Raw genomic sequence first — 11,983 nt, 5'->3', positions numbered from 1 at the left:
GTCGAACGGCAAGCGATAAAAAACCGACCGGCTGGTGCCGGTCGGTTTTTTTGTTTGTTTCTCGCGGAACGAACGCGATGAAAGCGCGCGATGCGCTTACGGAAATACCACCGTGCGATCGCCGTTCAGGAACACCCGCCGCTCGATGAACGCCTTCACCGCGCGCGCGAGCGTGATGCATTCCACGTCGCGGCCCACCGCGAGCAGTTGCTCGGGACGCAGCGCGTGATCGACACGCTCGACCACCTGCTCGATGATCGGGCCTTCGTCGAGATCGTCGGTCACGAAGTGCGCGGTCGCGCCGATCAGCTTCACACCGCGCGCATGCGCCTGGTGATACGGCTTCGCGCCCTTGAAGCCGGGCAGGAACGAGTGATGGATGTTGATCGCACGGTTCGCGAGCTTCGCGCTCGTTTCCTGCGACAGCACCTGCATGTAGCGCGCGAGGATCACGAGTTCGGCGCCGCTCGACTCGAAGAAGTCGAGCCACTGTGCTTCCTGCTGCGCCTTGGTGTCGGCCGTGATCGGGAAATGGCGGAACGGCAGCCCGTGCTGCGCGGCGAGCGGCTCGAAATCGGGATGGTTCGACACGATGCCGACGATGTCCATCTTGAGCTCGCCCATCCGCCAGCGGAACAGCAGGTCCGCGAGGCAGTGCTCGAGCTTCGACACCATGATCAGCACCTTCGGGCGCGCGTTCACGTCGTGGATCGCCCACTGCGTGTCGCCTTCACCGCCGCCGCCGAGCGCGGCCGCGATCGGCCCGAATTCCTGGCGCAGCGCGTCGATCTGCAGCGTTTCATCCGTCGGATGAAATACGCAGCGCACGAAGAAGTGGTTGCTGAGATCGTCGTCGAACACGTTCAGCGCATCGACGTAGCAGCGATGGCGCTCGAGAAAGCCGACGACAGCGGCGACCTGGCCGGCCGCGCTCGGGCACGACAGCGTCAGGACGAATTGATCGGGGCGTGAGTCGGCGGTCATGAGATTCCTCGGATGTCATGGAGCGCAAACCCGCACGACGGCGCGCCGGGGCGCCGCGCCAACGCGGGTAGCGGGAGACTCAAGTAAATCAGGACGATTCGGGCGCGGATAGAACCAACCCGCCGTGTGGCTGGTATCGGTGCGCCAGCGTAGCCGGGCGGCGCTGGCGTCGGGCGGCTGGCTGGCGGACGTCGGGCGGACGTCGGGCGGGCGCCTGCGGACCGGCAGGACGGCCGTTCAGGCCGGCGCGCATGCGTCGAGCAGCCAGCGCCGGAACACGTGGGTCGCGTCCGGCTCGGGCCGCTGCGGCGGCCGCACGAGGAAATAGCCGCGCGACGTGACGACGGGCGCGTCGACGAGCTTCACGAGCTGCCCGGATGCGACGAGCTCGTCGACGAGCGGCGACCAGCCGAGCGCGACGCCCTCGCCCAGCAGCGCCGCATGGATCACCAGCGCGTAACTGTTGAAGGTCACGCCGCGCGCGGCGGCCGGCGCGTCGAGGCCGTGCGCGTCGAACCAGCCGGCCCACGACAGCCAGCGCTCGGGGCGCGTCGGCTGCACGTGCAGCAGCGGCAGCGCATGCAGGTGCTCGGGCCGCGCGACGTGCGAGTGCGCGGCGCGGAACGCGGGCGAGCACACGGGCGTGACGGATTCCGGAAAGAGCCGCGCGGCCGTGCACGACGGCCAGTGGCCGTCGCCGAACAGGATCGCGATGTCGGCGTGGTCGCGCTGCGCGTCGTAATCCTGTGACGTGACGACCCGCACGTCGACGTCCGGCATCACGCGCTTCAGCCCCGCGAGGCGCGGCATCAGCCAGTAGGTCGCGAAACCGAAATCCGTGACGATCGTGAGCGCGCCGTGCTCGCGGCGCGCGCGCAGCGTCGCGGTGGCGCCGCGCAGCGTGTCGAGGCTCACCCGCACGGCTTCGTACAGGCACTGGCCGTCGCTCGTCAGCGTGACGCCGCGCGGGCTGCGCTCGAACAGCGGCACGCCGAGTTCCGCCTCGAGCTGGAACACCTGCTGGCTCACGGCCGGCTGCGTCGAGCCGAGCTCGCGCGCGGCGGCCGTGAAGCTCTGGAGGCGGGCGGCCGATTCGAACGCGCGCAGCGCCTGCATCGACGGTAACGGTTCGGATTTCGACATAAGTCTCTCTAATGGCCTCATAAGAGCCGGACGCCTTCCCGCGCGAATTCGGGCGGGGGATAGTGCTTCGGACGGCACGGCGCCGCGCCAGGCCCTCCGCGATTCTAGCCAGTCGCGGCCGGTGCGCGCGGTACTTTCTTCAGGCTGCGTCCGTCATGTCGGCTGCTGCGCTGCACGAGCGTTGCGCCGTTTCGTTCGAACACCGATTTCCCCACGACCGCGATGACGAATCCGACTCCCAACATCCTGATCCTGATGGCCGACCAGCTGACGCCGTTCGCGTTGCCGGCATACGGCAACCGCGTCGCGCGTACGCCGACGCTCGACCGCCTCGCCGCGCAAGGCGTCGTGTTCGATGCCGCGTATTGCGCGAGCCCGCTGTGCGCGCCGTCGCGTTTCTCGCTGCTGACCGGCAAGCTGCCATCGGGTATCGGTGCCTACGATAACGCCGCCGAATTGCCGGCGCAAACGCTGACCTTCGCGCACTACCTGCGTGCCGGCGGGTACCGCACGATGCTGTCCGGCAAGATGCATTTCTGCGGCCCCGACCAGCTGCACGGCTTCGAGGAGCGGCTTACCACCGACATCTATCCGGCCGACTTCGGCTGGGTGCCCGACTGGGACCACCCGACCGAGCGGCCGAGCTGGTATCACAACATGAGCTCGGTGCTCGAGGCCGGCCCGTGCGTGCGCACGAACCAGCTCGACTTCGACGACGAGGTCACGTTCGCGGCGAAGCAGAAGCTGTACGACGTCGCGCGCGAGCGGGCGGCCGGGCACGACGCGCGGCCGTTCTGCATGGTCGTGTCGCTGACGCATCCGCACGATCCGTATGCGATCACGCGCGAGTACTGGGATCTGTATAGCGACGACGAGATCGACATGCCAGCCGTGCGGCTCGACGCCGAACAGAGCGATCCGCATTCGCAGCGGCTGCGCTTCGTCTGCGAAAACGACCGTACGCCGCCGACCGATGCGCAGATTCGTGCCGCACGCCGCGCGTACTACGGCGCGACGTCCTACGTCGACGCGCAGTTCGGCAGCGTGCTGGCCGCGCTCGAGCAATGCGGGTTCGCCGACGACACGATCGTGATCGTCACGTCCGATCACGGCGACATGCTCGGCGAGCGCGGGCTCTGGTACAAGATGACGTTCTTCGAAGGTGGCTGCCGCGTGCCGCTGATCGTCCACGCGCCGGGCCGTTTCGACGCCGCGCGCGTGCGCGGGCCCGTGTCGCACGTCGACCTGCTGCCGACGCTCGTCGACCTGGCCGGCGCGGCGCCCGCCGGCGGCTGGCCGGACCCGGTCGACGGTGCGAGCCTCGTGCCGCATCTGCAAGGCGCGCCCGCGCACGACGTCGCGCTGGGCGAATACCTCGCGGAAGGGGCGGTTGCGCCGGTCGTGATGATCCGCCGCGGCGACTGGAAGTACGTGCATTGCCCGGCCGATCCCGACCAGCTCTACAACCTCGCCGACGATCCGCGCGAGCGCACGAACCTGGCCGGCCTGCCCGAAGCGGCCGACGTGCTCGCCGCGTTCCGCGCGGAGGCCGCACGATGCTGGAACCTGCCGGAACTCGACGCGCAGGTGCGTGCGAGCCAGCGGCGGCGCCGCTTCCATTACGCGGCGACGACGCAGGGCCGCATTCAGGCGTGGGACTGGCAACCGTTCACCGACGCGAGCCAGCGCTACATGCGCAATCACATCGAACTCGACACGCTCGAAGCGATGGCGCGCTTTCCGCGCGTCGGGCGCTGAACGGTCCGCATCGCGGTCATTGACGAACGACGGAGGAAACGAACCATGAAACGGCAATCCCAAGCAGCAATCCGAAGGATCGGCGCGGCGCTCGCCGCGACCGCATGTGTGATGGCGATACAGCCCGCGCACGCCGCCGACCCGCAGACGTGTCGCGACGTGAAGATGGCGGCGCCCGGCTGGACCGACATCGACGCGACGAACGCGATGGCCGGCGTCGTGCTGAAGGCGCTCGGCTACCGGCAGGACGTTGCGAACCTGTCGGTGCCGATCACATACCAGGGCTTGAAGAAAGGGCAGGTCGACGTGTTCCTCGGTAACTGGATGCCCGCGCAGGCGCCGCTCGTGAAGCCGTTCGTCGACGAGAAGTCGATCGACGTGCTCCACGCGAACCTGAGCGGCGCGAAGTTCACGCTGGCCGTGCCCGATTACGTCGCGGCCGCGGGCGTGCATACGTTCGCCGATCTCGCACGCTACGCGGACCGCTTCGGCGACAAGATCTACGGGATCGAGCCCGGCGCGCCCGCAAACCAGAACATCAAGCGGATGCTGTCCGACCATGCGCTCGGCCCGGCGAACTGGTCGCTCGTCGAATCGAGCGAGACGGGGATGCTCACGCAGGTCGAGCGTGCGGTGCGCGACAAGCGCTGGATCGTGTTTCTCGCGTGGGAGCCGCACCTGATGAATACCAAGTTCCACCTGACCTACCTGTCGGGCGGCGACGCGTATTTCGGTCCGAACTACGGCGGTGCGACCGTCAACACCGTGACGCGTTCCGGCTTTGCCGGCCAGTGTGCGAACCTCGCGCGGCTGTTCCGGCAGATGACCTTCTCCGTCGACGTCGAGAACAGGATGATCGCCGACATGCTCGACAACAAGACGTCGCCCGCGCTTGCGGCGCAGCACGTGCTGAAGGCGGACCCGGCACTCGTCGAGGGCTGGCTGGATGGCGTGACGACCGCATCCGGCACACCGGCCCTGCCGGCCGTGCGCGCGGCGCTCGACGCCCGCTGATCCATGTTCGGGCGGCCGTTTTTTGCATGGCTGCCCGTCTCGGTGTTTTCCCGAGCAGTCGCATCGAGACCATTTGGTGTCGCCTTCAGACTGGTGACCATAAATATGGGTTTGTATTTTTCGCCAATGGCTACGTTATTGCGGAAAACGAAATACCGAAGCTAGTAGACGTACCGAATTCGAATCGGCCGGCGTATTGCGGCGCGCGCCAGGCCACGGTTCTTTCCACAGAACGGTTCAGGGAGGGTGGTCGACAATGAAGCAGAAGAAAGTTGCCGTAGCGGTCGCGCTGGTATGCGCGGCCTGTATTCCCGCCATCGGCCATGCGCAGAGCAGCGTGACGCTGTACGGGATCATCGACGCGGGCGTTACGTACGTGAACAACACGGGCGGCTCGCACGTGGTCAAGTTCGACGACGGCATCGCGTACGGCAACCGCTTCGGCCTGAAGGGCACTGAAGATCTCGGTGGCGGCCTGAAAGCGGTATTCACGCTCGAGAGCGGTTTCCACCTCGGCAACGGGCAGCTCGGCTTCGGCGGGGCGGAGTTCGGACGCCAGGCTTATGTCGGCCTGCAGAACGACTGGGGCACGCTGTCGTTCGGCAACCAGCTGGACATCACCAACGAGCTGGTGTCGATCTACAACATCTCGGCATGGGGGAGCGGCTATGCGATTCACCAGGGCGACTTCGACCGCTTCAACGGCGACCGCCTGCCGAACTCGGTGAAGTTCCTGTCGAACGACCTGAACGGCTTCAAGTTTGGCGCGATGTATTCGTTCGGCAACGTCGCCGGCAACTTCCATCGCAACAGCGCATGGAGCGCGGGCGCGAGCTTCACGAAGGGCGACTTCTCGATCGGTGCGGCGTACACGCGCCTGAACAACCCGAACGGCATCTATGCGTTCGACCCGTACGCGATGATCGGCACGCATACGTTCCTCGGCCAGCAGACCGTCACCGTCGATCCGGCGACCGGCGCGCGCACCGATCTGTTCTCGAACACCGCGATGGACGTCGACAGCCAGGGAACGTTCGGCATCGGCACGAGCTACACGATCGGCAAGCTGTCGCTCGACGCGAACTTCTCGTACACGACGATCAAGGGCTTCGGCCAGTCGTCGCACATGCAGGTGTATGAAGGCGGCGGCCTGTACCAGTTCACGCCGGCGCTCAGCTTCATCGCGGGCTATCAGCACACGCGCTTCGAAGGCCACCACTGGAACCAGGGGACGGCCGGCCTGCACTACCTGCTGTCGAAGCGCACCGACGTGTACATCTCCGGCGACTACCTGCGCGCGTCGCAGGGTGTCGATGCGGTCATCGGCTACAGCTTCACGCCGTCGACCACGCAGACGCAGGCCGACGTGCGGATCGGGATGCGGCATTCTTTCTGAGTGGGGTGGGGTAGATCTTCCGGTGTCCTCAGCGAGGTCTCTCTTTGGCGCGAACTGCGGTTCGCGCTTTTTTTTTGCGCGGCGGGAGGGTAGTGCCGTGTGCGCCGGTGCCACCGGCGCGGGGTGCGCGTCCGGCAGGATCGGCACGGTTGGCGATATCATCGCGGTTCGGCCGCAGCGCGCATCGCCGGCCGCCCGCTCTCCTCCGATGACACCTCCTCGATGACCACCCCGTTACCCGAATCCGGTTCGCCGTCCCAGCTACCCGCCAACCTGTTCCGACACGCACCGTTCCAGCGCTTCTGGGGCACGCGCGTGATGTCGTCGCTGGCGTTCCAGATCCTGTCGGTCGCGATCGGCTGGTACGTCTATGCGCTCACGCACAGCGCGTTCGCGCTCGGTCTCGTCGGGCTCGCGCAGTTCGTGCCGATGTTCGTGCTGACGCTCGTCGTCGGACAGGTGGCCGACCGCTACGACCGCCGACGCATCGCGACGATCTGCCAGGGCGTCGAGGCGCTGGCCGCCGGCGCGTTCCTGTTCGGTGCGGCGAACGGCGGGCTCACCGCACCGGGCGTGTATGCGCTCGCGGCGATCGTCGGCACCGCGCGCGCGTTCGAATCGCCGTCGGTGTCGTCGCTGCTGCCGGCCGTCGTGCCGCGCAGCGACCTGCCGCGCGCGACCGCGCTGTCGACGTCCGCGAACCAGGCCGCGCAGATTCTCGGGCCCGCGTTCGGCGGGCTGCTGTATGGCATCGGTGCGCCCGTCGCGTTCGGCACGAGCGTGGTCGCGTTCGCGATCGCGGCGGTGCTGAGCGGCACGATACCGCTGCGCAGCGCACCGCCGGCACGCGAGCCGGTCACGCTGCGTTCGGTGTTCTCGGGCATCGCGTTCATCCGGCGCGAACCGGCGATCCTCGGTGCGCTGTCGCTCGACCTGTTCGCCGTGCTGTTCGGCGGCGCGACCGCGCTGCTGCCGATCTACGCACGCGACATCCTGCAGGTCGGACCGTGGGGGCTCGGCGCGTTGCGCGCGGCGCCCGCGGTCGGTGCGCTCGCGGGCACGCTGTGGCTCACGCGTTTTCCGTTGAAGGGGCGGCCGGGCCGCGCGATGTTCGGCGGCGTGATCGCATTCGGTATCGCGACGATCGTGTTCGGGTTGTCGCGGCATTTCGCGCTGTCGCTCGTCGCGCTGGCGGCGCTGGGTGCATCGGACGTGGTGAGCGTCGTCGTGCGCCTGTCGCTCGTGCAGCTGCGCACGCCCGACGACATGCTCGGGCGCGTGAGCGCGGTCAACTCGTTGTTCATCGGCACGTCGAACCAGCTCGGCGAATTCGAATCGGGCGCGACGGCCGCATGGTGGGGCGCGCCGGCGGCGATCGTGGTCGGCGGCGCGGCGACGATCGCCGTTGCGCTCACGTGGATGCGCCTGTTTCCGACCTTGCGGAACATGACGTCGCTGGAGCGCGATCATTGAGTCGATGTCATGGCCCGATGCGTCGAACCGAAGCCGATTCATTCGCGGCTATTTATTTCAAATAGCTTTCAGTTTTGAATCAAATGCCAAACGGCATTCGGTCTGGATAATCGTCAGACTAATTCGTCGTTTTGGCTGAGGCGACGCGTCGGCGTCGTAAACCATATGGATCGGCCGGATTCGGCGAGGCGCGAAAATCAGAAGAGACTATGCCTTCGATGCCTTGAAGCACAAGGCTTCGAGCGCACATTCATATGATGAAATGGCCGACTAAAATTACAATATTCATTCTAAAAATTACATTAAACTTTCAGTAATTTCCGGAAACGTGGCGTTTTCGCATGACGATGCGGTTATCAATTGAAACAAAAAGAAATACATGGAATGATACCGATTCTCATTTCCGTGGCCGGTGCGGCGTCTGCCGCCGGTTACTCGTCAACCTAGCCAGCTAGTGCTGTCGGCCTGATCGCCGGCGGTCAGCAAGCCAACGCTTCCGTGCCTCGTGCGCGCGCATTGCGTGCGTCCACGCGGGGCGGTTTCATTCCGACTGGATTTCCATGCCGAACAGGACCCCGTTCGCGAGCGCGCTCGCGCTGGCCTTTGCTTTGCCTATCGCTGCGCCCGCACTCGCACAGAGCGCGAGCACCGAATCGTCGCCGGCCGCCGCCGCGAAACCGGGCGATGCGTCGCCGGCTGCCGCTGCGGCCACGCGCGACACGCTGCCGACGATCAGCGTGTCGGGGCAGGCCGTGCAACAGGACTTCCAGGCCGAGCGCTCGACCGTCGGCGCGAAAACCCCGACCGCGTTGCGCGACATTCCGCAGTCGGTCACGGTGATCAACAAGGCGTTGATGGAGTCGCAGGGGCTCACGTCGTTCCAGGACGCGCTGCGCAATGCGCCGGGCATCACCATCGGCGGCGCGGAAGGCGGACAGATCGGCAACAACATCAACCTGCGCGGCTTCACCGCGCAGAACGACATCTATCTCGACGGCTTCCGCGACCGCAACCAGTACTACCGCGACACGTTCGATCTCGATTCGGTCGAAGTACTGTACGGCCCGTCGTCGATGCTGTTCGGGCGCGGCTCGACGGGCGGCGTGATCAACCAGGTGTCGAAGAAGGCGAACCTGAAGCCGTCCGCCGAGGTGTCGACGACGATCGGCACCGACGACCGCTACCGCACGAGCGTCGACCTGAACCGGCCGCTCGGCGCGACGTCGGCGTTTCGCATCAACGCGTTCGGCCAGTCGCTCGGTTCGACGCGCGACGTGATGAAGAACAAGGACTACGGGATCGCACCGGAGCTGCGCTTCGGCATCGGCACGCCGACCGAGGTGACGCTGTCCGCGCTGATCCAGCACAACTACGACATGCCGGATTACGGTGTGCTCGCGGTCAACGGCCATCCGGCGCCGGTGCCGAAGAACACGTTCTACGGCCTCACCGACGACCGCACGATCCAGGACGTCCAGACCGTGTCCGCGCGCATCGATCATCGCATCAACGATGCGCTGACGATCAGCAACCGCACGTCGTTCTCGCACTCGATGACCGACGCGCGCGAGACGGCCGCGAACGCGGTGCTGACCGGGCCGCTGTCGTCGAGCCCCGCGCTGACGAACGGCAACTACACGTCGTTGCCGATGTCCGCGCTGTACGTGAAGCTCGCGAGCCACGACCGCGTGATCGAGAACCATTCGGTCGACAACGACACGATGGCGCATTTCAAGTTCGACACGGGCTTCGTGAAGCACGACCTGATCGCCGGGGTCGAGGTCGGCCACGACAGCTACACGAACCAGACGTACACGCGCAGCGGCCTGCCGATCCTGTCGCTGATCGATCCGGCCTACCTGTCGTCGACGGCGTCCAATGCGACGCAGACACCGACCAACCATGCCGAATCGGGCGCGACCACGCTCGCCGCGTACATGAACGACACGGTGTCGATCGGCCGCGACTGGAAATTCGTCGGCGGGCTGCGCTGGGATCGCTTCCAGGCGCATCTGGCGAACACCGTGAACGCACCGGGCTACACGTCGCAGACGAACTATTTCACGAGCGTGCGTGCCGGCGTGATCTACCAGCCGACGGAATCGCAGTCGTACTATTTCTCGTACGGCACGTCGTTCAACCCGTCGCTCGAGACGCTGACGGTCACGAACAACACGCAGAACCTGTCGCCCGAGCACACGAAGTCGTACGAGGTCGGCGGCAAGTGGGACCTGCTGAACGACAACCTGTCGGTCACGTCGGCGCTGTTCCAGCAGGAGAAGAGCAACGCGCGCACGCAGACGTCGACGGGCGAATACCTGCTCGAAGGCGACATTCGCGTGCGCGGCTTCCAGGCGAGCGTGACGGGTCACATCACGCCGAAATGGCAGGTGTTCGGCAGCTACACGTACATGAACGGCGTGATCCTGAGCGCGCGCGACGGCACGCAGGGCAAGACGCTCGCGAATACGCCGCGCAACACGTTCACGCTGTGGACGACGTATGCGTTCACGCCGCACTGGGAGATCGGCGGCGGCCCGACCTACATGTCGGGACGCTACGCGGCGAACACGGACTACGTGCAGGTGGGCGGCTATACGCGTTGGGATGCAACGGCCGCGTATCACGCGAAGCAGTGGGACCTGCGCCTGAACCTGCTGAACCTGACCAACAAGTTCTATTACGATGCGCTGATCCAGTCGGACGGCGGCCGCGCGGTGCCGGGTGTCGGGCGTACGTTCCTCGCGACGCTCGACTACCGTTTCTGAGCCCACGCCGGCTGCCGCGCCATTCGATCAAACAGGTGGAACGATGCTTGTACACATCCCGAACGTGTTGACGCCCGAGCAGGTGCGCACGGTGCGCGACCGGCTCGACCGCGCGGGCGACGCGTGGGTCGACGGCCGTGCGACGGCCGGCTATACGGGCGCGCCGGTCAAGCGCAACCAGCAGATCGCCGAGCATTCGCCGGTCGCGCGCGAGCTGGGCGACGTGATCCTGGCCGCGGTCGAGCGCAATCCGTTGTTCATCAGCGCGGCGCTGCCGAACCAGGTCTATCCGCCGCTGTTCAACCGCTACGAAGGCGGGATGACGTTCGGCAGCCACGTCGACGGCGCGGTGCGCGTGCTGCCGAACGGCGTGAAGCTGCGCACCGACGTGTCCGTCACGCTGTTCCTGTCCGCACCCGACGAATACGACGGCGGCGAACTCGTGATCGAGGATGCGTATGGCGTGCAGCAGGTCAAGCTGCCGGCCGGCGACATGATCGTCTATCCGGCGACGAGCCTGCACCAGGTCACGCCGGTTACGCGCGGTGTGCGCGTCGCGAGCTTCTTCTGGGTGCAGAGCCTCGTGCGCAGCGATGCGCAGCGCGCGCTGCTGTTCGACATGGACACGGCGATCCAGCGGCTCAACGCAAGCGGCGCCGATGCGCAGGCATGCCGCAGTCTCGTCGGCTGTTATCACAACCTGTTGAGAATCTGGAGCGAGACGTGAGCGTTGCCGATCCCATCGAAATCGACGCGGCGCCCGCGTCGCCGGTGTCGCGTGCCGCGCCGGGCGCGCGTCCGGCGGGCTCCGGCGGCACGCGATCGCGCCGCGGTACGTTCATCAAGTGGTTGCGCAAGGTGCACGGCTGGGTCGGCCTGTGGGGCGCCGCGCTCGGCCTGCTGTTCGGCACGACGGGGTTCCTGCTGAATCATCGTGCGTCGCCGCTGCGGATCCAGACCGGCGCGCCGCATGTCGAGACGTTGCGGCTCGACGTGCCCGACCCGGAACCCGATTCGCCGCGCGAGCTTGCGCAATGGTTGCGCGGACAACCGGATTTGCATGTGCCGGAACGGATGGGTCGCGTGCAGAAGGAACCCGAGCATCCGGTCGCATGGGGCGACCGCGAGACCGTGCAGCCCGAGCACTGGCAGCTCGTGTTCGCGTCGCCGCGTGAAAGCGTCGCGGTCGACTACTGGGTCGGCAGCGGCACGATGACGCTCAAGCGCACCGACAACACCACGCTCGCGTGGCTGACGAACCTGCACAAGGGCGTCGGGATGAGTATCGGCTGGGTGCTGCTCGTCGATACGCTCGCCGGCGCGCTGATCCTGCTGTCGCTGACGGGCGTGCTGTTGTGGACCGAGCTGAACAAGCGCAAGACGATCGGCATGGTGCTCGTGATCGGCTCGATCGTCGCGATCGTGTGTGCGGCCGGCGCGTAACGGT

9 protein-coding genes are annotated in these 11,983 nt (G+C 66.5%); 7 read left to right on the top strand and 2 right to left on the bottom strand.

What is annotated here, in order from left to right:
- Positions 1 to 96: 96 nt before the first annotated feature.
- Both purU and AC1Z3W_RS13755 read right to left on the bottom strand, forming a co-directional pair.
- Entirely contained in the window at positions 97 to 984 is an 888-nt protein-coding gene (gene purU, locus AC1Z3W_RS13760; protein WP_057927531.1) for a formyltetrahydrofolate deformylase, read from the bottom strand.
- Positions 985 to 1,221: 237 nt separating this feature from the next.
- Positions 1,222 to 2,148 (bottom strand): choline sulfate utilization transcriptional regulator, encoded by a 927-nt coding sequence (locus AC1Z3W_RS13755; RefSeq protein ID WP_483507770.1) that lies wholly within the window; start codon positions 2,146 to 2,148, stop codon positions 1,222 to 1,224.
- A gap of 201 nt (positions 2,149 to 2,349) precedes the next feature.
- On the opposite strand from AC1Z3W_RS13755, the gene betC reads away from it, so the two are divergent.
- The 7 genes from betC to AC1Z3W_RS13720 all read left to right on the top strand — a co-directional run bounded on the left by betC (position 2,350) and on the right by AC1Z3W_RS13720 (position 11,979).
- Positions 2,350 to 3,885, top strand: a complete 1,536-nt coding sequence (gene betC, locus AC1Z3W_RS13750; RefSeq protein ID WP_483507769.1) for a choline-sulfatase — start codon at positions 2,350 to 2,352, stop codon at positions 3,883 to 3,885.
- Positions 3,886 to 3,930: 45 nt separating this feature from the next.
- On the top strand, positions 3,931 to 4,899 hold the full coding sequence (gene choX / locus AC1Z3W_RS13745) for a choline ABC transporter substrate-binding protein (RefSeq protein ID WP_483507768.1): 969 nt from the start codon (positions 3,931 to 3,933) through the stop codon (positions 4,897 to 4,899).
- 256 nt (positions 4,900 to 5,155) lie between these two features.
- Entirely contained in the window at positions 5,156 to 6,295 is a 1,140-nt protein-coding gene (locus AC1Z3W_RS13740; RefSeq protein ID WP_057927527.1) for a porin, read from the top strand.
- Between the two features lie 222 nt (positions 6,296 to 6,517).
- Positions 6,518 to 7,768: an MFS transporter gene (locus AC1Z3W_RS13735; RefSeq protein ID WP_483507767.1), complete on the top strand. Its 1,251-nt coding sequence runs from the start codon at positions 6,518 to 6,520 to the stop codon at positions 7,766 to 7,768.
- Between the two features lie 560 nt (positions 7,769 to 8,328).
- Positions 8,329 to 10,536 (top strand): TonB-dependent receptor, encoded by a 2,208-nt coding sequence (locus tag AC1Z3W_RS13730; protein WP_483507766.1) that lies wholly within the window; start codon positions 8,329 to 8,331, stop codon positions 10,534 to 10,536.
- A gap of 43 nt (positions 10,537 to 10,579) precedes the next feature.
- Entirely contained in the window at positions 10,580 to 11,263 is a 684-nt protein-coding gene (locus AC1Z3W_RS13725; RefSeq protein WP_124833879.1) for a Fe2+-dependent dioxygenase, read from the top strand.
- Positions 11,260 to 11,979 carry a PepSY-associated TM helix domain-containing protein gene (locus AC1Z3W_RS13720; protein ID WP_483507765.1) on the top strand — a complete coding sequence of 240 codons (720 nt, stop codon included), beginning with the start codon at positions 11,260 to 11,262 and terminating at the stop codon, positions 11,977 to 11,979. Before AC1Z3W_RS13725 ends, AC1Z3W_RS13720 begins: the two co-directional genes overlap by 4 nt.
- Positions 11,980 to 11,983: the final 4 nt, after the last annotated feature.

This window comes from Burkholderia sp. 10_S31 (assembly GCF_056930375.1).
Note: the sequence above shows the minus strand (reverse complement) of the source record. Positions and strands in the feature narration are given on the sequence as shown.